A 23,466-nucleotide genomic window follows, 5' to 3' on the forward strand; every position below is an offset into this window, starting at 1 on the left:
ATCGGCTGCGGCGGGGGTTTCTTTGAACCCCGCCGCGCGCGGGGCGTTACGGACCGGCGCCCTGCTCCGGCTTGACCTTGAACCATGCCGCATACAGCGCGGGCAGGAAGAACAGCGTCAGCACCGTGGCCACGGTCAGGCCGCCCATGATCGCCACCGCCATCGGGCCGAAAAAGGCACTCCGCGACAGCGGGATCATCGCCAGCACCGCCGCCAGTGCGGTCAGCACGATGGGACGGAAGCGGCGCACGGTGGCGTCGATGATCGCGTGCCAGCGGTCATGCCCGGCGCGGATGTCCTGGTCGATCTGGTCCACCAGGATCACCGAGTTGCGCATGATCATGCCGGCCAGTGCGATGGTGCCCAGCATGGCGACGAAACCGAACGGCACCCGGAACACCAGCAATGCCAGGGTCACGCCGATCAGGCCCAACGGCGCGGTCAGCAGCACCAGCGCCACCCGCGAGAAGCTGCGCAGCTGCAGCATCAACAGCGTGGTGACCACCAGCAGGAACAACGGCATGCCGGCGGCAATGGACTTCTGCCCGCGCCCGGAATCCTCCACCGTACCGCCGGTCTCCAGCAGGTAGCCCTGCGGCAACTGCGAGCGTATCCCGTCCAGCGTCGGCAGGATCTGCTGCACCACCGTGGGCGGCGTCACGTCATCATTGCGGATGTCGGCGCGCACGGTGACTGTCGGCAGACGGTCGCGGTGCCAGATGATGCCGTCCTCGAACGCGTATTCGAGGTTGGCGATCTGCGACAGCGGCACGCTGCCGCCGTTGCTGGTCGGCACGGCCAGGCTGCCCAGCAGGTCCAGGCGGGCGCGCTCTTCGTCCGGTCCCCGCAACAGGATCTCGACCAGTTCGTTGCCTTCACGATAGGTGCTCACGCTCAGGCCCGACAGCGAACCCGACAGGAAGTGCGAGACCTGCGCCGTGCTGACACCCAGCGCGCGTGCGCGATCCTGGTCGATCTCCAGCCGCACGACCTTGCTGGGCTCGCTCCAGTCCAGGTTGACGTTGGTGACGTGCGGGTTCGCGCGCACTTTTTCCGCCACCTGCCGCGCGATCGCCTGCGCGCGGTCGACGTGCTCGCCGGAGATGCGGAACTGCACCGGATAACCCACCGGCGGCCCGTTCTCCAGCCGCGTCACGCGGAACTGCAGCTCGGGGAACTGCGGGCCGACCTCGTCGATCAGCCAGCGGCGCACGTCCTCGCGGGCCCGGGCGTCATCCGTCAACACGACGAACTGCGAGAAATTCGCCTGCGGCAACTGCTGGTCCAGTGGCAGGTAGAAACGCGGCGAACCGGTGCCGATGTAGGCCACGTAGTTCTGGATGCCCTTGCGCGTGGCCAGCAGTTTCTCCAGCTTGCGCGCCTGCGCATCGGTGGACTTCAGCGAACTGCCCTCGGCCAGTTCCAGGTCCACCATCAGTTCCGGGCGCACCGAATCCGGGAAGAACTGCTGCGGCACGAAGCGGAACAGCGCGATCGACGCGACGAACGCCGCGACGGTGACGCCGATCACTAGCCAGCGGCGACGCAGGCAGAACGCCAGCCAGCCACGGAACCGCTGGTAGAACGGCGTGTGGTACGGATTGTGGTCATGCGCGTCATGCGGCTTCGGCGCCAGCAACGCGCCGTACTGCGGCCAGCGATCGGCCAGCCGCGCGCGGAACCCGTGCCAGCGCGCCGCGAACGAACCCGGTTTCGGCGGCTGCGGATTGCCCAGGTCGGGCAGCATCTTGTCGCCCAGGTAGGGAATGAACAGCACCGCGGCGACCCACGACACCACCAGCGCGATGGTCACCACCTGGAACAGCGACCGCGTGTATTCCCCCGTGCTGGACGCCGCCGTGGCGATCGGCAGGAAGCCGGCCGCCGTCACCAGCGTGCCCGTCAGCATCGGGAACGCCGTGGACTCGTAGGCGAAGCTGGCCGCCTTCAGGCGATCGAAGCCCTGCTCCATCTTGATGGCCATCATCTCCACCGCGATGATCGCGTCGTCGACCAGCAGGCCCAGCGCCAGCACCAGCGCGCCCAGCGAGATCTTGTGCAGGCCGATGCCGAAGTAGTGCATCACGGCGAACGTCATCGCCAGCACCAGCGGGATGGACACCGCCACCACCAGCCCGGTGCGCAGGCCCAGCGAGAAGAAGCTGACCAGCAGCACGATGATCACCGCTTCGGCGAGCACGCGGACGAATTCGCCCACGGATTCCTCCACAGCGGCCGGCTGGTCCGACACCTTGCGCAATTCCATGCCCAGCGGCAGGGTCTTCTGCAGGCGCTGGAACTCGGTCTCCAGCGTCTGGCCGAGCTTGAGGATGTCGCCGCCGTCCTTCATCGCCACCGCGATGCCGATGCCGGGCTGGCCCATGAAACGCATGCGCGGCGCCGCGGGATCGGCGAAGCCGCGCTTGATCTCGGCGATGTCGCCCAGCTTCACCGTACGGCCGCCGGCGCGGATCGGGAACTCCCGGATCTCGTCCACCGAACTGAATTCGCCGCTCACGCGCAACTGCACGCGATCGCTCGCCGTTTCGAAGAAGCCCGCCGGCGTCATCGCATTCTGTTCTTCCAGCGCCTGCTGGACCGCGCTCAACGGAATGCCGAGCGTGGCCAGCTTGGTGTTGGACAGCTCGATCCAGATCTTCTCGTCCTGCAGCCCGACGAGTTCGACCTTGCCGACGTCGTCCACCCGCTGCAGTTCCAACTGGATCCGGTCGGCATAGTCCTTCATCACCGCGTAATCGAAGCCATCGCCGGTGAGCGCATAGATGTTGCCGAACGTGTCGCCGAATTCGTCGTTGAAGAACGGACCGATCACGCCGCTCGGCAGCGTGGCACGGACGTCGCCGACCTTCTTGCGCACCTGGTACCAGAGGTCCGGAATTTCCTTCGACTTCATGGAGTCGCGCGCCATGAAGATCACCTGCGATTCACCGGGACGCGAGTACGAGCGGATGAACTCGTAGTTGCCGGTGGTCATCAGCGCCTTCTCGATGCGCTCGGTCACCTGCTGCGAGACTTCCTCGGCGGTCGCGCCCGGCCATACCGTTCGCACGACCATCGCCTTGAAGGTGAACGGCGGATCCTCGGACTGGCCCAGGTGCTTGTACGACCACGCACCGATGATGCCCAGCAGGATCATCAGGAACAGCACCAGGCTGCGGTTGGTCAGTGCCCATTCGGAAAGGTTGAAGCGGCGCATGCCGTTACTCCGGGCGCGATGCGATGTTGGCCGCATCGCCACCCGCGGCGACCCGGAGCGGGCGGTTGTTGCGGTCCACCGGCACCACGGTCTGCCCTTCGCGCAGGAGATGTCCGCCGGCCGCGACGACCCAGTCGCTGGCCTTCACTCCGCCCAGCACCGGCACCGAGGCTTCGCCATACCGCCCCAGCTGCACCACCTGCGCACGCACCCTGCCGGTCGCGGGATCGACGATCCACACCGTGGTCCTGCCCTCACTTCCACGCTGGATGGCCGACAGCGGCAGCTTCAATGCGGCCTTGCTGCCGTTTTCCTGCACGTAGACGCGCGCGCTCTGGCCCAGTTCGACCTGCTGCTGCGCGTCGCCCACCAGGCTGACGCGCGCGGCATAGGTGCGCGTCTGCGCGTCGGCAGCGGGCGCGATCTCCCGGATGGTCCCGGGCAGGCGCTGGCCGGGCGCATTCCACAGCTCGACCATCACCGGCTGGCCTACGCTGAAATCACGGATGCGGTTCTCCGGCAGGCCGATAGCCACTTCGCGTCCACCATCGGCGGCCAGGGTGAAGACGGTCTGCCCGGCCGCGACCACCTGGCCGGCTTCGGCCTGGCGACTGGCGATCACACCGTCGCGCGGAGCACGCAGTTGCGAATAGCCTTCCTGGTTGCGCATCACGTCCATCTGCGCACGTGCGGCACGCGCCTGGCCTTCGGCCGCCTTGTACGCGGCAACCTGCGCGTCGTACGCCGACTGGCTGATCAACTTGTCGCCGACCAGCTTCGCGTAGCGGTCCCGGTCGCCACGCGCACGGACAAGGTCGGCGTCGGCCGCAGCAAGTTGCGCCTGCGCGGCCTGTGCCTGCAGCGCGAAGTCGCCCGCGTCCAGCAGCGCGAGCACCTCGCCCTTCTGCACGCGTGCACCGGCGTCGACATTGCGACGCACCAGGTTGCCGCCGACACGGAACGACAGCGGACTCTCCTCGCGTGCGCGCACCTCGCCGGCATACGCCGAGAGGACGGCCTCGGCGCCACCGCCAGGGTGGACCACCAGCGCGGGGCGCGGCGATTCCACAGGCTGCTCCGCACCGCACGCGGCCAGGCCGAGCAGCACGATTCCGAACACTCCGTTCCAGCGCATATGGCGCATACACCGCTCCATGACGACTTCAATTAGTAGACTTGGCGGTATAGTATAAATATCGAACCGAGTAGTCTAGTATTAAGACATGGTCAGCCCGCCCACTTCCGCCAGCCGTCGCAAGCCCCCCGCCAAGCCCGCCACCAGCGGTCCCGGCCGCCCGAAGGATCTCGGCAAGCGTGCCGCGATCCTGGAGGCCGCCAAGCAATTGTTCGCGCGCGAGGGTTTCAACGGCGTCAGCATGGACCAGATTGCCGCCGAGGCGGGCGTCTCCAAGCTGACGGTCTACAGCCACTTCGGCGACAAGGACGCCCTGTTCGCCGCCGCCGTGCAGGCCAAGTGCGAGGAAATGCTCCCCGACACGCTGTTCCAGATCGAGCTGAAGGGCTCGCTGCGCGAACAGCTGAAAGCCATCGCACAGGCTTTCTTCGCGCTGATCACCAGCGAAGAGGCCATCAGCACGCACCGCATGATGATGGTCCCGGGCAACATCGACGACAAACTCAAGCGAACTTTCTGGGAAGCCGGCCCGCAGCGCACCCATGAAGCGTTCGCGGCACTGTTGCAGGCGCAGGTTGCCAAAGGAGAGCTGGACATCCCCGACGTGGCGACGGCCTCGATCCAGTTCTTCACCCTCATAAAGGGCGAATTGCATGCCCGCATGACATGCGGCCTGTGCAGCCAGCCCGGCCAGCTCGACACCCGGCGGCATATCGACGCCACCGTGGACATGTTCCTGAGGGCCTATGGACGGCGCTGAAGCTGAAGGCCAGCCCCGCGCGCCGGAGGTGGCGATGACTTCCGGCACTGCGCCCGCCATGGGGGCTGCCCCGATCCTTGCCCAGCGCGGACGGGGCCAGCCCGGTAAAATGCCCGGCCCAGCCCCCCGCGTCGGATAACCACCCCCATGACGATCAACTACACCCAGGCCCGCGAAAACATGGTCGAGCAGCAGGTACGTCCCTGGGACGTGCTGGATGCGCGCGTGCTGGAAACGCTGGCCACGCTGCCGCGCGAGGTCTTCGTGGCGGACTCGCACCGCGCGCTGGCGTATGCGGACCTGGAACTGCCACTGGGCCACGGCCAGTCGATGATGAAGCCCGTCGTCGAAGGCCGCACCCTGCAGGCCTTGAAGCCGCAGGCCGATGAGGACGTGCTGGAGATCGGCACCGGCAGCGGCTATCTGACCGCCTGCCTGGGCCACCTGGCGCGCGACGTCGTCAGCCTGGAGATCCACCCCGAATTCGCCGAGGCTGCGCGTGCGCGCCTCGATGCCGCTGGCCTGGGCAGCAACGTCCGCATCGACGCCCTCGACGCGCTGACGTGGGACACCGACCGCCGCTTCGACGTGATCTGCGTGACCGGTGCCATGGCCAGCGTGCCTGCCCGCTTCGTGCAATGGCTGCGCCCCGGTGGCCGCCTGTTCGTCGTGCGGGGTACGTCGCCGGTGATGGAAGCCGTGCTGCACGTCAACGATGTCAACGGCCCACGCATCGAATCGTTGTTCGAAACCGACCTCCCCTACCTGGTCGGCGCCGCGCCGGCGCCCCAGTTCGTCTTCTGAAGATTAAAAAAAGGAACCCGCATGAGCCGTCGCCCCCTCGCACTAGCGCTCGCCCTGGCCCTGCCGTCTGCGGCCGGCGCCACCGACCTGATGCAGACCTATGAGCTGGCGCGCACAGGCGACCCTCAGCTGTCCATCGCCGAATCCACCCGCCTGTTCGACAAGGAAGGCGCGGTGCAGGCACGTGCAGCGCTGCTGCCTCAGATCACCGGCAGCGCGGGCTATACGCTGACGCACGACAGCCGGCCGGGCGATCCGCTGGGTGACGGCAAGAGCCGCAGCTACGGTGCCTCGGTCAACCAGACAATCTTCGACTGGAGCCGCATCGCCAACCTGCGTGGCCAGCGCGCCATCAGCCAGGCCGCCGACTACGATCTGGCCTCGGCGAACAATGAGCTGATCACCCGCACCTCGGCCGCGTATTTCAACGTGCTGATCGGCATCGAGTCGCTGGCGGCCGCCGAAACCAACGAGGCCGCGTCGAAGAAGCAGTTCGATTACGCGCAGAAGCGCCTGGACGTGGGCCTGGCGCCGATCACCGACGTGCATGAAGCCCGCGCCCAGTACGACAGCGCGCGCGCCAACACCATCCTGGCCCGCAACTCCCTCGATGACAGCTACCGTGCACTGGCCGAGATCACCGGCCAGCCGATCAGCGGGCTGAAGGGTCTGCCGGATGACTTCCGCCCGGAACTGCCGGCGGAGCAGAACGCCCAGACCTGGGTCGATCGCGCGCTGGAGCAGAACCCCGATCTCAAGTCGGCGGAGTACTCGCTGGAGTCCGCACAGCATGGTGTCTCCAGCGCCCGCGCGGGCCACTATCCCACGTTGAACTTCCGCGGTGCCTACAACAACGGCACCGCCTGGGACAGCGTGCCGGGCACGTTGTCGCAGGACGGCGAAGGCTACAACTGGGGCGTGACCCTGACCGTACCGATCTTCTCGGGTGGCGCCACCCAGTCCGGCGTGCGCCAGGCGCTGGCCCAGCGTGACCGCGCGTCGGACGGCCTGGAGCAGACCCGCCGCGCGCTGATCCGCAACACCAGCAATGCCTACCAGGCACTGGTCGCCGGCGTCAGCGAAGTGGAAGCCCGCCGCCTGGCGGTGGTCTCCGCGCAAAGCGCGCTGGATGCCTCGCAGGTCGGCCTGGAAGTCGGCACCCGCACCGTGCTGGACGTGCTGCAGAACCAGCGCACGCTGTTCCAGGCGCAGGTGGATTATTCAGAGGCAAAGTATCGCTTCCTGCAGAACCGCCTGTTGCTGGAACAAGCAGCCGGCACGCTGGATGGTGCGGATGTGCAGGACGTCAACCGCCTGCTGACTGCGGATGCCGAAGCACGCCTGTCTACGCCAGTTAGCGATACACAGTGAGCTTGAACGTCAAGCTCCTAAGCAATGAAGGCCGCCGACGAGCACCTTCAGGGTGGTGATGAGAAACGGCGGGAGCAATCCCGCCGTTTCCTTTTGGGTAACTGGATTTCTTCTCAGTTACTGGATGAAGCAAGTGCCAGACACCGTGACCGACCAGTGACCCAAGCTGTTTTCATAAGCAAATGGCACCGTGTAGCTCACAAGACTCCCTCCTCGTTGCCTGCAAGCCAGACTGGCCGATCCAGCAGCATAGGAAACGGCTGCTTGACGTGTGGGCCCCGCTCCATTCGCTGTTACATATGCATACGCTGCAATTGCAGGAAAGCTTAAAACAGTTGCAATCGTGGCAATAGCGACTACTCGGACTTTCTTGAGTGCGTTCTTCATAGATCAATCCTTGAAATATGACAAAGGCCACCAGTGTGGCAGCCTCAGTATCTCATCGACATATTGCGCCGATGCTAAAGAACCATTAACCAGAATTCCGGCGACCTATAACCTCCATTTCAACAAAAATTTCTGCGGTATGCTCACCGAGTAGAGGCGGCGGTCGAACATAGCGAATGGGTGTAGCCGACATTTTATCGGGCTGGCCACGATAGGTAGTGACGCGGCGGATGCCGAAGCACACCTGTCGTCGCAGCCCGTTTCGCAGTAATCCCTCGCGCCCCTGGCGTTACGACAACGGCGGGCTTCGGCCCGCCGATGTCGTTCGGGCGTGCGGTCGCGACTTACGTCGCTCCTACAATCGGGACTCAGATCGCGCCGCGCGCCCGCAGCGCCGCGACCTCATCGTCGCTGTAGCCCGCCTCACGCAACACGTTGTCGGTGTGCTGCCCCAGCATCGGCGGCGCACGCGACGGCTGCACCGGTGTCACCGACAACTTGATCGGACTGCCCACCAGCGGCAACGTGCCGGCATGCGGGTGCGGCACCTCGACGACCATGCCGCGCGCTCGAACCTGCGGATCGGCGAACACATCGGCAAGGTCGTTGACCGGGCCGCAGGGAATGCCTGCGGCTTCGAGCAACGACAGCCATGCGCGCCGGTCGCGTTGCAGAAAGTGCGCCTGGAGCATCGGTACGAGCACGTCGCGACATCGCACGCGCTCCGCGTTCGTGGTGAACCGCGCGTCGGTGGCGAGTGCAGGTTCATCCAGCAGGTCGCACAGGCGCGCGAACTGCCGGTCGTTGCCGACGGCGACGATGATGTGACCGTCGGCCACCACGAATACCTGGTAAGGCACGATGTTGGCGTGTGCATTGCCCTGCCGTGGCGGCACGTCGCCACCGACCAGATAGTGGCTGCCCAGATTGGCCAGCATCGCAACCTGCGCATCCAGCAGAGCCATGTCGATCACCTGCCCTTCGCCCGTGGCGTCGCGATGGCGAAGCGCAGCGAGGATGGCGACGGTGGCGTACAGGCCGGTGAACAGGTCCGCCACCGCCACGCCGACCTTCTGGGGCTCGCCCTGCGCGGCGCCGGTGACACTCATCAGGCCACCGAGCCCCTGCACGGCAAAGTCGTAACCCGCGCGCTGCGCATACGGACCGTCCTGGCCGAAGCCGGTGATCGAGCAGTACACCAGGCGCGGATTGGCGGCGCGCAGCGTCGCGGCATCCAGTCCGTACCGCGCCATGTCGCCGACCTTGAAGTTCTCCACCAGCACATCGCTTTGCATCGCAAGCCGCCGGATGATGGCCTGGCCATCGTCGGTGGAGATGTCCACCGTCAGCGAGCGCTTGTTGCGGTTCGCGCACAGGAAATACGCGGACTCTGCGGTTTCGTTCCCCGCTGCGTCGCGCAGGAAGGGCGGCCCCCATCCACGCGTATCGTCGCCACTGCCCGGCCGTTCAACCTTGATGACATCTGCGCCGAGGTCCGCGAGCACCTGCGTGCTCCATGGCCCGGCAAGCACGCGCGTCAGGTCCAGTACGCGCACGCCGGCCAGCGCGCGCGGCGCAACGCCGTTCATGCCACCGGAGCCGGCATGTGCGGCGCGATCATCGCCAGCGTGCGTGCCAGTGCGCCGCGACCGTGTTCGACCAGGGCGCGACCACGGTTCGCCATGTCGTGGCGCCGCGCGTCATCGGCGAGCAGGTCTTCGATGGCGACGGCCACCCCTGTCGCGTCCGGCGCGATCACGAGGGCTTCGGCTTCCTTCAGGCGGCGGGAGATCTCGCTGAAGTTGTGCAGGTGCGGTCCGGTGACGGCAGGCGTGCCGACGGCAGCCGGCTCCAGCATGTTGTGTCCTCCGATGGCTTGCAGGCTGCCGCCGACGAAGGCCACGTCGGCGCAGGCGTAGAACGCCATCAGCTCGCCCAGCGTGTCGAGTACGAAGACATCATCGCCGGACGACGGCCAGCGGTCTCCTCGCCGGGTTCCCACCTTCCAGCCGGCGTCGCGCGCGGCCTCCACCACGCGCGGGAAGCGCTCCGGATGGCGTGGCGCCCACAGCAGCAGCAGGTCGGGCCAGCGCTTGCGCAACCGCGCATGGATGGCGAGTACCGGCGCCTCTTCATCCTCGTGCGTGCTCGCGGCGATCCAGACGCGACGCTGCGCGGCCAGGTGCCCGCGGAAACCGGCGACGATGTCGGCCACGGTGTCCGGCACGGGGATGTCGAACTTCAGATTGCCGACGTCGCGTACCTGTTCGGGCGCGGCGCCCAGCTGCACGAAACGGGCGGCATCGTCACCGGACTGCGCGGCCACGCGACGCACCGTGCGCAGCATGCGTGCGATCAGCGGACGCAGCACGCTGTAGCCGCGCAGTGACCGCGCTGAAAGACGCGCGTTGAGGATGTACACCGGCACCTTCCGGTCATGGCAGCCGAACAACAGGCTGGGCCACAGCTCGGTCTCCATGATCAGCGCCAGCCGCGGCGGGAAATGGCGCAGGAACCGCGCGACGGCGCCGGGAAGATCGTAGGGCGAGTACACATGCAGCACGCGATCGCCCCACAGCGCCTGCACGCGCTCCGAGCCGGTGGGCGTGATGGTGGTGATCAGCAGGCGCAGGCCGCGATGGCGCCTGAGCAGTGCATTCACCACGGGCGCGGCCGCGTTCACTTCGCCCACCGATACCGCATGCAGCCAGACATCCACCGGACTGCCCGGCGTGTCGTAGCTGCCGTAGCGTTCGTTCCAGCGCTGGAAGTACTCGGGGTAGCGGAAGCCGCGCCAGATCAAGTGGTACAGGGTGACCGGCGTCAACACGTACAGCACCGCCGAATAGAGGGCGCGCAGCAGGCGTTCGGCGGTTCGGTTCGGCATCGCCGACAAGGATACCCGGGGCCGCCGTTACAATGGGCCATGGCCGAAACCGAGAAGCGATCCGCCGACGCCCGCGAGCGTCCACCCATGGGACCCGCACAGTGGCCGGCCTGGCTCGGCATCGGGCTCGCATGGCTGGTGGCGCGCCTGCCGTGGGCGTTGCAGCGCGTGCTGGGACGCCTCATCGGCACGCTGCTCTTTGCCGCGATGCGCGAGCGCAGGAACGTCGCCCGCCGCAACATCGCCCTGTGCTTCCCGGAGCTGGAAGCGGGTGCCCGGGACGCGCTGGCGCGCGCCAGTTTCGGCGAGCTCGGCATCGGGCTGTTCGAGTTCGCGCGCGCCTGGTGGGGCAGCGTGGCACCGATGCGGCGGGGATTGCGGGTCGAGGGCCTGGAGCACCTGGCGGCGGCGCGTGCCGGCGGCCGCGGAGTGATCGTGGTGTCCGGACACTTCACCACGCTGGAGATCTCGGCACGACTGATGTGCGACCACGCACCGCTGGCCGGCATGTATCGCCCGCACAACCAGGGCGCGATGGAGTGGGCAGTCAAGCGCGGCCGCCTGCGTTATGCCACCGCAATGTTCACCCGCGAAGAGTTGCGCCCTGCCCTGAAACACCTCAAGCAGGGCGGGCTGCTCTGGTTCGCGCCCGACCAGGACACGCGGCGCGGCGAGAGCGTGTTCGTTCCGTTCTTCGGCCACCCCGCCTACAGCCTCACGTCCACCCATCAGTTGGCGCGGCTGTCGGGCGCGGCGGTGATCGCGTTCTCGCACGTCCGACGCGAAGACGGTGGTTACACGCTGACATTGTCGCCCGCGCTGGAGGATTTCCCGTCATCGGACGCCACGGCGGACACTGCGCGCGTGATCGCCGCGATCGAGTCCATGGTGCGCGAAGCCCCCACGCAATACCTGTGGATCCACCGCCGCTTCAAGCGTCAGCCCAACGGGCGCGGCGAACTCTACCGGTAGAGGCCGGGTTCGCCCTGGGGCCGCGTCTTGAAACGCCGGTGCACCCACAGGTACTGCTCGGGATGCCGGCGCACGACGGCTTCCAGTTCCGCCATGTAGCGTGCCGCATCCTGCACCGGGTCGCCGGTCGGCCATCCTTCCCACGTCGGCTCGACGCGCAGCTGGTAGCGTCCCGCCGCGTCACGATGGAACCAGAACGGCAGCACGACGGCATTGCTGCGGCGTGCGAGATCGGGCGTGGCGGTCAGGGTCGCGGCCTGCACGCCGAAGAACGGCACGAAGGCATTCTGGTAGTTGAAATCCTGGTCCGCGGAATACGCGACGATGCCGCCGCGCGACAGCGTGCGCAGCAGGCCGCGCACATCCTTCTTGCCAATGACATCGGCGAAGACGCGGCGACGGGCAGTGTCGAGCAGATGCTCGATGCAGGGATCGTTGTTGCGCCGCGCGACGATGCTCACCCGTTCGCCCAGCGCGTCGCCCAGCAGGCGCGCGCACAGTTCGGAGTGCGGAATGTGGCCGCCGAACAGCAGGATGCCGCGCCCCTGCGCGCGCGCGGCGCGCATGTGTTCCAGCCCCTGCACGTCGGCCAGCCCGCGCAGCGCCTGCGCAGGTGCGTACCAGCCGCGCACGAGTTCGAACATGCCGGTCACCGTGGCGCGCAGGGTGTCGCGCAGCAGGCGGGCGCGGGCACGGTCATCCAGTGCGGGGAAACACAGCGCGATGTTGGTCGCCGCGTAACGGCGCCGCTTGCCGAGCAGCGGCCACAGCAACCACGTCGTGAGGTTCCCGAGCCGCAGCAGCACCCGCTGCGGCAACCGCGCGACCGCCGACGCGATCAGGTTGGCGGGCGCCACGAACCAGCAGCGCGCGCCCGCCGCGTGCTCAATCGTCATCGCGCGCCAGCAGGCTGCCGGCGTACAAGGCTGCCAGCATCAGCGTCAGGCCGCCCCAGAACGTGGAATAGAACGCAAGGTGCGTGTTGAACGGGAAGACCGTCACCGCCAGCGCCAGCATCGCCGGCCGCGCGCGGTCCTTCGCCTGCGGTGCGGCATAACGCCAGGCACGCCATGCCAGCGCTGCGCCCGCCAGCCACAGCAACAGGCCGATGACGCCGGTTTCACTGAGCACTTCCAGCACGATCTGGTGGGCGTGGAACGCCGGACCCTGGCCCCATGCAGGCCGCTCGCCGGCCCCTGCATCGCACCCGGGGAATGCTTCGCGGAAGCCCCGCGCACCCACGCCGTTGATGGGGTGCTCGACGATCATGCAACCGGCGGCGGACCAGATCTGCCCACGGCCCGACAAGGCGGTGTCCACGCCGGATTCGTTGGCGGTCAATGCATGCGTGGTGAGCCGGATGCGCTCCCGAACCTGCGTGGAAGACATGGCTAGCAGCGTCAGTATCAGTAGTCCCGCCGCCAGCACACCGAACAGCCTGCGCAGGCCGAGCAACCGCCACCCGGATACCACCAGGACCAATGCGTAGGTAATCCATGACGCGCGGGCGCCCGCAAGCAGGATGACCAGACCGATGGCCCCGGCGGCCAAGATCCATCCGAGCGAATCCATGCGCCGCGCCGCTGCAAACAGCAGGAACGGCGACAGGCTCGCCATCACGACGCCCAGCTTCCGGTTGCAGGGGCCGAGGAAGCCACTGAGCCTGTCGATGCCGGCCATCTGTTCCGCAGTGCACATCGGGCGTCCGCTGACCAGTTGCTTGAGCTGGTCCAGGCCCCAGAACAACGGACTGGTGCCGAACACGACCTGCGCCAGCGCGTCCAGCGTCCACACCGCCACGATGATGGCGAGACCGTTGAAGGTGGTACGCCGTGCTTCCCTGTTCGCCACGGCGGCGGCCACCAGCCACAGGAACGGCAGGTAGCGAAGATCCACCGCGGCCTCGCGAAATGCCCGCGGTGCGTCGACGGCATCCACGGCCGAGATGACTTCGGGCAGCCAATAGGCGGCAAACAGCGCGCTGGTCAGCGCCCATGCCGCGCCGCTCAGCAGGCGCGTGCCGCCACGGAACCTGTCGAGCAGCAACCGGATGACGGCCGCCAGTGCGCCCAACACCATCACGGCCTCGGCATAGCCCGGTGCCGGCCAGAGGGCGACGAACGTCAGCACCCACGCGGGTGCCCAGCGCCAGCCGTGGGTGCGGCCACGGACAGGCATGTCAGGGATCGATGGCGAGTCGGCGGTCATCGGCAAGGTCGTGGTAAAGGGCGAGCGTGGCGTCCTGCATCGCGCGCAGGGTGTAGGCGTCCATCGTAGCCAATGGCGGCGGCGGATGGGCGAGCATCGAACGCGCCGCGTCGAACAGGCGGTCTCCATCGAATGCCGGCACCGCGCCCGCGGGCTGCAGTTCGCGCAGCAATTCGCCGACACCGCCATGCGCCCAGCCGGCGACGGGACGTCCCACGGACAGCGCTTCGACCACGGTCCGGCCGAACGCTTCGGGCTTGCGCGACAGCTGCAACACCAGGTCGCTGGCGGCGTAGGCGCGTGCGATGGCGGTTGTCGGTGGCGTGATCGCGAGCGCATCGGCGCATCCGCCACGTCGCGCGTCTGCTTCCAGGTCGAGGACGTAGTGCTCGCGCCCCGCCTCGCGCGTGCCCGGCATCCAGAGGCGCGCATCGATGCCGCTGCCACGCAGGCGGGCCAGCAGCGCGATGGCGTCCTGGTGGCCCTTGAGGCGAGTGCCGCGCCCCGGCAGCAGCAGCAGCGGGCCTTCGCCCACCAGCGCTGGGTGCTGGGTGGCAGCCCACGCACGTGCGTCAGGATCGCGCGAGGAGGCGCGTGGGAACTGCGCCGGATCGATGCCGCGCGGAATCACGACCAGCTTGCCGGCGTCGGTCTGCGGATAGTGCTGGCGCAGATACGCGCGCACCGTGTCGGACACGCAGATCACGCGCTCGCCGTACGTCATCACCGCGCTGTAGCGCCCAGGCGAATTGAGACCGTGCATGGTGGTGACGAATCGTGGCCGCGCGGCTGCGGGCATCGCACGGATCGCCCACAGGCCAAGCCACGCAGGAAGCCGCGAGCGCGCGTGCACGATGTCGGCGCCGACATCGGCGAACAACCGGCGCAGCGTGATCACATGGCGCAATGTCGGCAGTGATTTGCGACCGATGTCGAGCGTGACGTGCTCCGCGCCCGTCGCCCGCAACGCCGGCTCCAGCCGCCCGCCCGCCGACACCACCACGGCACGGTGGCCTGCGCGCACCAGTGCATCCGCGATCTCGAGGGTGGAACGTTCGACGCCGCCGGATTCCAGCGCCGGCAGCAGCTGGACGACGGTCAGGCGGCGCATGGGCGATGGGCCGCGCGCTTCGGCCGCATCAGGCGATCAGTCGGCCAGGACGAAATGCGAACCGCAGTACGGGCACTGCACATCCCCACCCGGCGCGTCTTCGATGGGCAGGTAGACGCGCGGGTGCGAATTCCACAGCGCCATCGACGGCAGCGGGCAGCTCAGCGGCAGGTCGGCGCGCGAGACGGTGTAGCGCTTCTCGGCGTTGGCGGGCGCGGTGGCGGTCTGGGTCATGGCAATGCGGGACGTGCTGGAACGAGGCGGCCAGTCTACCAGCCGGTACCGTGACGGCCCAAGGAAGGGGTTCCCATGACGGAAAACGCCGCCCGGCGCGAGCGGGGCGGCGTTTCCGGCAGCATCCGGCCGGCGCGCGAAGGCCGGGGAAGGCGTGCTTACTTCTTGGCGTCGGCCGTGGCTTCGGTGGTGATCTTCAGCGTCACTTCGTCGCTGACCATCGGGGCGTACGCGCCCACGCCGAAGTCGCTGCGCTTCACGGTGGCGGTGGCATCGAAGCCGATCGCCGGCACCTTCTTCATCGGGTGCTCGCCGGCCTTGTTGAGGGTCACGTCCAGCACCACCGGCTTGGTGATGCCCTTGATGGTCAGGTCACCGGTGACCTTCAGCTTGCCTTCCCCGGCCGCTTCCACCTGGGTGCTCTTGAAGGTGGCGGACGGGTACTTGGCGGCGTCGAACCACTTGTCGCTGGTCAGGTGCTCGTAGAACTGGTCGGCCAGCGCGCTCAGGCCGCTCAGCGGCAGGGTGACCTGGACGCTTGACGCGGAGACCTTGTCGGCGTCGTACACCAGGGTGCCGTCGGCCTGGCCGAAGTTGGCGCTCGGGTTGGAGAAGCCGAAATGGTTCCAGGTCGCCAGCACGTTGGTGTGGCCGGGGTCGATCTTGTAGGTGACCGGCGCGGCGAAGGCGGAGCCGGCGAAGGCGAACAGGGCGGCAACGAGCAGGGTCTTGCGCATGGGATATCTCCGGGGTGGTGGGGTGTCAGAGGATGCGCGCGGCTTCGTCGAAGCCCAGGCGCGGGGAACGCGGGAAAATGCTGGCCGGGTCGCCATGGCCCAGGTTGACCAGGATGTCGGACTTGATCGCGGTGCCGGCGAAGAAGGCCTCGTCGACCTTCGCGGCGTTGAAGCCGGTCATCGGACCGGCATCCAGGCCGAGCGCGCGCGCGGCGACGATCAGGTAGCCCGCCTGCAGGCTGGCATTGCGCAGCGCGGGCTTGAAGCGGTTCTCGCGCGGGCCGTCGAACCAGGCCTTGGCATCGGTATGCGGGAACAGGAACGGCAGCTTCTCGTGGAAGTCCTCGTCGCGGCCGATGATGACGGTCACCGGGGCGGCCATGGTCTTGGCGTAGTTGCCCTCGTCCAGCGCGGGGCCCAGCTTGGCCTTGGCTTCGGCCGACTTCACGAACACGAAGCGCGCCGGCGTGGTGTTGGCCTGGGTGGGACCGAACTTCAGCAGGTCGTACAGCTGGCGCAGCGTGTCGTCGCTGACGTCACCGCCGAACGCGTTGTAGGTGCGGGCGGTGCGGAACAACTGGTCGAGCGAAGCGGCGTCGAGAACGTGGGGCATGGCATACCTGTCGCGAAGAGGGAAACAGCATCCGCAGCGGCCGGCCTGGGCCGGCGGATCGGACGGGCAGTGTAGGGCGTCCTGACTATGGCAACATCCAACCGACCCGGAACGGATTGTTTTAACCAGTGGAACGAACGAGCCCTCCCACGACCGATTCGGCGCGCCCCTGGACCCTGACCGATGGCCACGCCGGCAATGTGCGGCAGGCCCGGGCGTTGATGAAGGAGCTGGATGCCGGTGAAGCGCGCGAGTGGGTGCTGCAACCGCGTGCGCCGTGGCGCTGGGCGGCCCCTCGCCTCTGGCCCGGATCCACGCAGGCGTTCGGAAGCGCTTTCGCCGCTGCCCTGCGCACGCCCCCTCCGCTGGCCGTCGGCTGTGGCCGGCAGGCTGCACTGGCAACGCGGCTGCTGCGCGGGCGCGGCAGCAAGGCGGTGCAGATCCTCGCCCCTCGCATCGACCCCATGCACTGGGACGTGGTCATCGCGCCAGCGCATGACGGCCTGCGTGGCCGCAACATCATCACCCTGACAGGCAGCCTGAACCCGGTCGACGATACCTGGCTGGCGGACGCGCGCCTGCAGTTCGCGACCTTCGCCCACCTGCCCTCGCCGCGCACCGCTGTATTGCTGGGCGGCGACAGCGCGCATGCGCGCTTCGACCCTGCAGCCTTCCTGGCGTTGGCCGCGGACCTGGACGCGGTGCTGGCGCGCGAGGGCGGCAGCGTGCTGGTGACCACCTCGCGGCGCACGCCGCGCCAGGTGATCGACGCAGTGCGCCAACGCTATGCAGCCACGCCCGGCATTGTCTGGTGCGGCGAACACGATGGCCCGAACCCCTACCCCGGCCTGCTGGCCTGGGCCGACCGCATCGTCTGCACGCCGGACTCGGTCAACATGCTGTCCGAAGCCTGTGCGACCAGGGTGCCCGTGCACGTCTTCGATCCCCACCGCGTCAGTGGCCGGCCGCGCCGGTTCTTGGACGCCCTGCTGCAACGCGGGCGCATCCGCGTGATGGATGGCGCACTGCAGGCCTTCGATGTCGAACCGCTGCGGGAAACAGCGCGCGTGGCCGCGGCACTCCGCGACCGCCTCGCGCCCTGACGTCAACGGCGCGCTTCCGTCGCCATCCGCACCGCCAGCGCCGCCAGCACCGTGCCCATCAGCCAGCGCTGGGCCGTGGCCCAGAAGGGCCGCTGCGCCAGGAAGGCGGCAACACTGCCCGCGAATACCGCAATCAGCGCATTGACGACCAGGCTGACGAGGATCTGCACCGAACCCAGCGCGAGCGACTGCGCCAGCACGTCACCGCGCGCAGGGTCGATGAACTGCGGCAGCAACGACAGGTAGAGCACCGCGATCTTGGGATTCAGCAGATTGGTCAGCAGTCCCATCAGGAACAGCTTGCGTGGGCCATCGGCCGGCAGTTCGCGCACCTGCAGTGGCGAACGGCCACCGGGGCGCACTGCCTGCCAGGCCAGGTAGAGCAGATAGGCTGCGCCGGTGATGCGCAGCGCGTCGTACGCATAGGGCACCGTCATCAGCAGCGCTGTGATGCCGAAGGCGGCGCACAGCATGTAGACCACGAATCCGGCGGCAACACCGCCCAGCGATATCAGTCCGGCACGCGTGCCCTGGCTGATCGAGCGCGACACCAGATAGATCATGTTCGGCCCCGGCGTGAGGACCATGCCGAGCGCGATCAGTGCGAATGCGAGTAGCGGGGAAGCGTCGGGCACGGAGCATCTCCTGGTGGAGGAAAGGATGCCCAGGCGCGCGGCGGCGATGCCCGCGCTTCCCGAGGGTGCTCCCTCCAGGCGCCAGTCACGCGGGGGTGCAGGTTAGCGGCGGACGCGCGCGACTGGCAAGCGCCCTTCACGGGGCGAACACCAGTCCATGCGCCTCCGCCGTGCGGACGACCAGCGCGCGGGCGGTCGCCAGCGCGGCATTCTCGACCACCAGTCGCGGCCGCCGGTCCAGCGTGCAGGCCAGCCCTTCGGCCACGAAGGTGGCATGCACCCGGCAGAGTGCCTCGGCTTCCTCGGGCGGCAGCACACCGGCCTCCGCCATCGCGATGATCAATCCGCTGCTGTCGCGCGGTGCGAGCAACGCCGGGTGCGTGGCGGAGTCGCGCAGCACCAGGTACTGCAGCAGGAATTCCAGATCCACCAGCCCGCCCGCGCCCTGCTTCAGGTCGAAGCGCGCGGCATCGCTGCGGTCCAGTTCGCCGCGCATGCGTGCACGCATGTGGATCACGTCGTCCCGGAGTTTCGCGGCATCGCGCCGAGAGGACAGTGTTTGCGCACGGATACGTTCGAACGCCGCCAGCAGGCCGGCATCGCCGGCGATGCCCCGGGCACGCACCAGAGCCTGGTGCTCCCAGGTCCAGGCGCGCTCGCGCTGGTAATCGCCGAAGCTGGCCAGCGACGAGACCAGCAGACCCTTGGCGCCGTCGGGGCGGAGGCGTACGTCCACATCGTAGAGGCGTCCCGCCGCCGTCACCGCGCCCAGCAGGGCGACGATCTTCTGCGCCAGGCGCGCATACCAGCGACCCGCCTCCAATGGGCGCGCGCCATCGGATTCGGCATCGGCGGGCGCATCGAACAGGAACACCAGGTCCAGGTCCGAACCGAAACCGAGTTCCTCGCCGCCCAGGCTGCCGTAACCGATCACCGCGAACCGGCCGCCTGCGACACCGCCATGTGCCGACGCGACATCGCGCGCGGCGACCTGCACAACGACCCGGACGACCTCGTCGGCCAGCCACGCCAACTGGCGCACGCTGTCGCGCGCCGCCTGGCGACCATCGAGCGCGGCCAGCGCCACGCGGAAGCTCAGCGCGAGCCGCCGCTCGTTCACGACACGCAGGCAGGTTTCCGGATCGTCCTCCACCAGTGCCGCTTCGCACTCCATGCGCAGTTCGTCGCGATCGGGCATCGGGCCGGAGACGCGGGTGTCGAGCAGTTCGTCGAGCAGCAAGGGGTACTGCGCCAGCCGCTCGGACAGCAGCGCACTGCGCGCCAGCACGTTGACCAGCCGCGCCAGTGCGCTGGGCTGTTCGTCGAGCAGCGCGAGATAGCTGGCGCGGCGCAGGATCGCCTGCAGCAGCGACAACACGCGCCGCAATGCCGCATCCGGTTGCGACGACCGTGCGCAGGCGTCGAGCAAGGCCGGCAGCACGCGATCTAGCCGCGCACGCGAACCATCGGACAGCGCGCGCACGCCACTGAACTGGGCGAACTCGCGCAACGCACCATCGGCGCTGCCCGCGTCGGCGAACCCGGATGCGGCCAGCGTCTGGACATCGCCGCCATCGGGCAGCGCGCGCCAGTACAGCGCCAGCGCATCCGGCGCGGCATCGCGCTGGCGCGGTGCGAGCAGTTCGGCGAACTCGGCCGACACCCGCGCACGCTGCAGGTCCAGTGCGACGCGCAACGCATCCCAGTCCGGATAGTCCAGGCCACGCGCGATGCGGTGGCGGTCCATCGCGTCCTCCGGCAGCGCATGCGTCTGCGCATCGCGCAGCATCTGCAGGCGATTCTCCAGCCGGCGCAGGAAACGGTAGGCCTGCGCCAGCGCATCGCCCTCCTCTTCGGACATCTGCCGCGTGGCGACCAGCGCGGGCAAGGCCATGCGCAGCCTCCGCTCGCGCAGCGCGGCTTCGCGCCCACCGCGGATCAGCTGCAACGCCTGCACCAGGAACTCGATCTCGCGGATGCCGCCGGGCCCGCGCTTGATGTCATCGGCCAACTCGCGGCGCGCGACTTCGGCGGCGATCGCCGCCTTCATCTCGCGCAGCCCGTCGAGCGCCGTGTAGTCCAGGTAGCGCCGATAGACAAACGGGCGCAGCGATTCCAGCCAGCGCTCGCCCGCCTCGATGTCACCGGCCACGGCGCGCGCTTTCAGCCACGCATAGCGCTCCCAGTCGCGGCCTTCGCGCTGGAAGTACTGATCCATGCCGGCGAACGACAGCGCCACCCGCCCGGCGTTGCCGAACGGCCGGAGGCGCAGGTCGACGCGATGGCAGAAGCCATCGACGGTGGGCTCGTCCAGCAACTTCGCCAACCGCTGGCCCAGCCGCATGAAGTAATCCTCGGCCGCGAGCGATCGCGCACCGTCCGACTCGCCGCCCTGCGGATACGCGTAGACCAGGTCGATGTCCGACGAGAAGTTCAGTTCGCCGCCGCCCAACTTGCCCAGCCCGAACACGACCAGCCGCTGCACGCTGCCGTCGGGTGCGCGCACGACGCCATGGCGGTGTGCGAACTCGGCTTCCAATGCCTCCAGCGCGGTCTGCAGACAGACTTCGGCCAATCGCGTGGTGCCTGCGAGCGTGTCGTCCACCGTGTCGAGGCCATGCACATCGCGCCACACCAGGCGCGTGGATTCGGCGGTGCGGTAGCGACGCAGCAACTCGGGCCATTGCACGGCGTTGTCCGCCACCAGCGCAGGCACTGGCCACGGTGCGGCGCCATCGTCGTGCAGCAGTGCCGCCAGCAGGTCGGGCTGCCGGCGCAGCGTTTCGAATGCGAAGTCGCTGGTCGCGATCACGCGCGACACACGATCGACATTGCGCGCGTCGCCGAGCAGGGCATCCAGGTCAGACGACGCGGTGCGCAGGCGCGCCAATCCGCGTTCGGTCAGTGCTTCAAGCTCGGCATCGAGGGAGAGGGTCGCGTCGTTCATCGCGGCCGATTGTGGCATGGGCCAACGACTGTTGTAGGAGCGACGTCAGTCGCGACCGCGGACCACGACTCGGCATTGCACCCTGGTCAGGACGCCTCATGTCAGGGGGCATGCTTTTGCACTCCCTTCACGCTCGCTGGCGAGCCGGCCGTGCGGTCGCGACTGACGTCGCTCCTACAACGAGCGGATTACGCTGCCTGCGACAGGTCCGGCAGCGCGGCTTCGTGCTGCAGCGACAGGCCGAACTGGTCCGCCATGTGCTTCAGCAATACCGGCTTCACCTGGTCCATGCCGGTGGGGCCGCCGAGGTCGGCAAGCGAAACCACCTGCAGGCCCTGGTAGCCGCAGGGGTTGATGCGGTGGAACGGTTCCAGGTCCATCGCGATATTGAACGCGAGGCCATGAAACGTGCAGCCGCGCCGCACGCGGATGCCGAGCGCACCGATCTTGGCGCCGGCCACGTACACGCCGGGGGCGCCGTCCTTGCGCTCGGCATGGAGGTTCCATTCGGCCAGCGTGTCGATCATCGCCTGCTCGATCTTGCAGACGTAGTCGCGCACGCCCACCTTCAGGCGCTTCAGGTCGAACAGCGGGTACGCAACGATCTGGCCGGGGCCGTGGTAGGTCACCTGGCCGCCGCGGTCGACGTGGATGACGGGAATGTCGCCCGCCGCCAGCACGTGCTCGGGCTTGCCGGCCTGGCCGAGGGTGAACACCGGGTCGTGTTCGACCAGCCACAGTTCGTCGCGGGTGGTATCGGTCCGCGCGTCGGTGAAGCGCTGCATGGCGCGCCACACCGGCTCATACGGTTGCCGTCCCAGTTCGCGGACGACGCAGGGCGACGTCACAGCGTCCACTTCACTTCGGGATGCTCGCGCAACGCTTCATGGGCGGCGTCGTACTGCGCACGGTCATTGGCCTGGAAGCGGATGCGCACGGATACGTACTTGCCGTTGGCCGAGTGCTTCCAGGTGATGTCTTCATGCACCACCGGCACGCCGGAGGCTTCCAGCAGGCGGGGAAGTTCGGTTTCCAGGCCGGTGCCGGCCGTGCCCATCGCGCTGAGCTCGAAGGTGCCGGGGAACTGGAAGCCGTGGTCGGGGTTGTCGGATTTGATTTCCATGCGGGAATTATTGGGATGGCGGGCGGGAAAGCCAAGCCGTGGGCATCCCGGAACGAGGAAGGGCCGCTTTCGCGGCCCTTCGTGCACATCCGGCAGGCGGTTCAGCGCGCCAGCTGCACCAGGCTGGATGACACCCACCCCTTGTTGCCCAGTTCGTCTTCCACTTCCCACATCATCCCGTCCTTGTTGCCGGTGGGGTACAGCAGCATGCCCGGGTCGAGGTCGCGCACGGCCTTGCCGGTGCCCTTGGGATTGGCGAACAGGCGCCCCGGCTTGGTCATTTCCACTGCCTGCTGGGCGTTGGAAGCGGACGCATTGCCGGACAGGCCGCCCAGCTCGGTCACCAGGTTGGTGTACGCCTGCAGGTAGGCCAGCGTGATGACCTGGCCGATCTCGGTGTTGGCGTAGCCGCTGGCACCGCCGCCGCCCCAGTGGCTGCCGGTGAACAGGCTGCCGCCCGCGCCCCAACCGATGTCGGTCTTCTTGGCGCTGCCTTCGGCCATGGCGACCTGCTCGGAGGAGCGCACGTCGGTGACCGTCAGCACCACGTCTGCGGTCTTCTTCTTGAAATCCAGGCCGCCCACGGCGCGACCGAGGTTGCCCCCCACCAGCCCCCCGAGCAGGCCGCTGATCGCATTGCCGCCGGCATTGCTGTTCTGCGAGATCAGGTCGGGCACCAGCACGTAGTCGGCGGCGCGGATCTGGCCCTTGCCGATGTTGGAGCGGTTGCGCAGCTCGCCGCTGGCCGCCAGGTCGCGCTCGGCCATCGCGGCGCCCATGCCCACGCCGCGATCGACGAGGGTGAAGCAGCGCGACTTGTTGACGAAGACCTTGATCAGCTTCGATGGCGCCGGCAGTTGCTGGCCACTCCACCAGTTCACGCCGTCCTCCGGTTCGATCACCGAGATCGAACCCAGCGGCTTGCTGCAGGTCGGGATCTCGGCCATCTGCTGCTTGCGCTGGTCCTGCGCGCTCTGCCGTTGCGCGAAGGCAGGCAGCGTGGCGGCGATGGCCAGCATGCCCACCGCGATGCGGAGCGTGTTGTTCGTTCCCCTGTTCACTCGTCTATCTCCTTGAAAGGTTGTCGCCCCATGCGAGGGCATTCCGTCGATGCAGGGGCGCCACGGCACGTGTGCCGTTGTCCCCGTCCTCGATGATAGGCCATGGCGGCCATGTTCCCCGGTAGGCACGAGAAATGTGACTGGCTGCGGCCAGCCGCGCG

20 protein-coding genes and 1 riboswitch are annotated in these 23,466 nt (G+C 68.1%); of the genes, 5 read left to right on the forward strand and 15 right to left on the reverse strand.

The features are described 5' to 3' along the window. Positions 1 to 46 precede the first annotated feature (46 nt). Both WBN46_RS06190 and WBN46_RS06195 read right to left on the reverse strand, forming a co-directional pair. Positions 47 to 3,217, reverse strand: coding sequence for an efflux RND transporter permease subunit (locus WBN46_RS06190; RefSeq protein ID WP_337730738.1), 3,171 nt, complete (start codon positions 3,215 to 3,217; stop codon positions 47 to 49). Between the two features lie 4 nt (positions 3,218 to 3,221). Then, complete coding sequence (locus tag WBN46_RS06195) at positions 3,222 to 4,361, reverse strand: efflux RND transporter periplasmic adaptor subunit (RefSeq protein WP_337730739.1); 1,140 nt, start codon at positions 4,359 to 4,361, stop codon at positions 3,222 to 3,224. Positions 4,362 to 4,440: 79 nt separating this feature from the next. On the opposite strand from WBN46_RS06195, the gene WBN46_RS06200 reads away from it, so the two are divergent. From WBN46_RS06200 to WBN46_RS06210, 3 genes are all read left to right on the forward strand, one after another. Further along, positions 4,441 to 5,112: a TetR/AcrR family transcriptional regulator gene (locus WBN46_RS06200; protein WP_192200062.1), complete on the forward strand. Its 672-nt coding sequence runs from the start codon at positions 4,441 to 4,443 to the stop codon at positions 5,110 to 5,112. Between the two features lie 147 nt (positions 5,113 to 5,259). Beyond that, positions 5,260 to 5,916, forward strand: a complete 657-nt coding sequence (locus WBN46_RS06205) for a protein-L-isoaspartate O-methyltransferase (protein WP_337730740.1) — start codon at positions 5,260 to 5,262, stop codon at positions 5,914 to 5,916. Between the two features lie 21 nt (positions 5,917 to 5,937). Next, entirely contained in the window at positions 5,938 to 7,287 is a 1,350-nt protein-coding gene (locus tag WBN46_RS06210; protein ID WP_337730741.1) for a TolC family outer membrane protein, read from the forward strand. Positions 7,288 to 8,042: 755 nt separating this feature from the next. Here WBN46_RS06210 and WBN46_RS06215 read toward each other — a convergent pair. Together WBN46_RS06215 and waaA are read right to left on the reverse strand one after the other, a co-directional pair. After that, positions 8,043 to 9,263 carry a CaiB/BaiF CoA-transferase family protein gene (locus tag WBN46_RS06215; RefSeq protein ID WP_337730742.1) on the reverse strand — a complete coding sequence of 407 codons (1,221 nt, stop codon included), beginning with the start codon at positions 9,261 to 9,263 and terminating at the stop codon, positions 8,043 to 8,045. Next, positions 9,260 to 10,561, reverse strand: coding sequence for a lipid IV(A) 3-deoxy-D-manno-octulosonic acid transferase (waaA, locus tag WBN46_RS06220; protein ID WP_337730743.1), 1,302 nt, complete (start codon positions 10,559 to 10,561; stop codon positions 9,260 to 9,262). Before waaA ends, WBN46_RS06215 begins: the two co-directional genes overlap by 4 nt. Before the next feature lie 87 nt (positions 10,562 to 10,648). Between waaA and lpxL the strand changes: the two genes are divergently transcribed. Beyond that, positions 10,649 to 11,533 carry an LpxL/LpxP family Kdo(2)-lipid IV(A) lauroyl/palmitoleoyl acyltransferase gene (gene lpxL / locus WBN46_RS06225; protein ID WP_337730744.1) on the forward strand — a complete coding sequence of 295 codons (885 nt, stop codon included), beginning with the start codon at positions 10,649 to 10,651 and terminating at the stop codon, positions 11,531 to 11,533. Here lpxL and WBN46_RS06230 read toward each other — a convergent pair. From WBN46_RS06230 to WBN46_RS06255, 6 genes are all read right to left on the reverse strand, one after another. After that, complete coding sequence (locus tag WBN46_RS06230) at positions 11,524 to 12,429, reverse strand: lipid A biosynthesis lauroyl acyltransferase (RefSeq protein WP_337730745.1); 906 nt, start codon at positions 12,427 to 12,429, stop codon at positions 11,524 to 11,526. The two genes, lpxL and WBN46_RS06230, sit on opposite strands and share 10 nt — an antisense overlap. Continuing rightward, the gene (locus WBN46_RS06235; protein ID WP_337730746.1) at positions 12,419 to 13,741 is read right to left on the reverse strand and encodes an O-antigen ligase family protein; all 1,323 of its coding nucleotides are present in this window, start codon (positions 13,739 to 13,741) and stop codon (positions 12,419 to 12,421) included. Before WBN46_RS06235 ends, WBN46_RS06230 begins: the two co-directional genes overlap by 11 nt. Then, positions 13,713 to 14,852 carry a glycosyltransferase gene (locus tag WBN46_RS06240; RefSeq protein ID WP_337730747.1) on the reverse strand — a complete coding sequence of 380 codons (1,140 nt, stop codon included), beginning with the start codon at positions 14,850 to 14,852 and terminating at the stop codon, positions 13,713 to 13,715. The genes WBN46_RS06235 and WBN46_RS06240 overlap by 29 nt, the downstream gene beginning before the upstream one ends. Before the next feature lie 36 nt (positions 14,853 to 14,888). Continuing rightward, positions 14,889 to 15,086 (reverse strand): zinc-finger domain-containing protein, encoded by a 198-nt coding sequence (locus WBN46_RS06245; protein WP_192200053.1) that lies wholly within the window; start codon positions 15,084 to 15,086, stop codon positions 14,889 to 14,891. A gap of 158 nt (positions 15,087 to 15,244) precedes the next feature. Continuing rightward, positions 15,245 to 15,823 carry a YceI family protein gene (locus WBN46_RS06250; protein ID WP_192200052.1) on the reverse strand — a complete coding sequence of 193 codons (579 nt, stop codon included), beginning with the start codon at positions 15,821 to 15,823 and terminating at the stop codon, positions 15,245 to 15,247. 25 nt (positions 15,824 to 15,848) lie between these two features. Continuing rightward, on the reverse strand, positions 15,849 to 16,436 hold the full coding sequence (locus WBN46_RS06255) for a malonic semialdehyde reductase (protein ID WP_192200051.1): 588 nt from the start codon (positions 16,434 to 16,436) through the stop codon (positions 15,849 to 15,851). Positions 16,437 to 16,564: 128 nt separating this feature from the next. Between WBN46_RS06255 and WBN46_RS06260 the strand changes: the two genes are divergently transcribed. After that, positions 16,565 to 17,539, forward strand: a complete 975-nt coding sequence (locus WBN46_RS06260; protein ID WP_337730748.1) for a mitochondrial fission ELM1 family protein — start codon at positions 16,565 to 16,567, stop codon at positions 17,537 to 17,539. A 2-nt stretch (positions 17,540 to 17,541) separates the two neighbouring features. On the opposite strand, the gene WBN46_RS06265 is transcribed toward WBN46_RS06260, so the two are convergent. From WBN46_RS06265 to WBN46_RS06285, 5 genes are all read right to left on the reverse strand, one after another. Then, on the reverse strand, positions 17,542 to 18,174 hold the full coding sequence (locus tag WBN46_RS06265) for a LysE family translocator (protein ID WP_337730749.1): 633 nt from the start codon (positions 18,172 to 18,174) through the stop codon (positions 17,542 to 17,544). A gap of 20 nt (positions 18,175 to 18,194) precedes the next feature. Then, a riboswitch (ZMP/ZTP riboswitch) is annotated at positions 18,195 to 18,273 on the reverse strand. Positions 18,274 to 18,310: 37 nt separating this feature from the next. Further along, positions 18,311 to 21,121, reverse strand: a complete 2,811-nt coding sequence (gene glnE, locus WBN46_RS06270) for a bifunctional [glutamate--ammonia ligase]-adenylyl-L-tyrosine phosphorylase/[glutamate--ammonia-ligase] adenylyltransferase (protein WP_337730750.1) — start codon at positions 21,119 to 21,121, stop codon at positions 18,311 to 18,313. Between the two features lie 188 nt (positions 21,122 to 21,309). Beyond that, a complete protein-coding gene (lipB, locus tag WBN46_RS06275; RefSeq protein ID WP_337730751.1) occupies positions 21,310 to 21,969 on the reverse strand; it encodes a lipoyl(octanoyl) transferase LipB in 660 nt (219 codons plus the stop codon). Next, positions 21,966 to 22,244 (reverse strand): DUF493 family protein, encoded by a 279-nt coding sequence (locus WBN46_RS06280; RefSeq protein WP_337730752.1) that lies wholly within the window; start codon positions 22,242 to 22,244, stop codon positions 21,966 to 21,968. Before WBN46_RS06280 ends, lipB begins: the two co-directional genes overlap by 4 nt. A 101-nt stretch (positions 22,245 to 22,345) precedes the next feature. Beyond that, complete coding sequence (locus tag WBN46_RS06285) at positions 22,346 to 23,263, reverse strand: CsgG/HfaB family protein (protein ID WP_337730895.1); 918 nt, start codon at positions 23,261 to 23,263, stop codon at positions 22,346 to 22,348. Positions 23,264 to 23,466 lie beyond the last annotated feature (203 nt).

Origin of the sequence: Pseudoxanthomonas sp. CCNWLW251 (assembly GCF_037402255.1) — a bacterium.
Taxonomy (GTDB): domain Bacteria; phylum Pseudomonadota; class Gammaproteobacteria; order Xanthomonadales; family Xanthomonadaceae; genus Pseudoxanthomonas_A.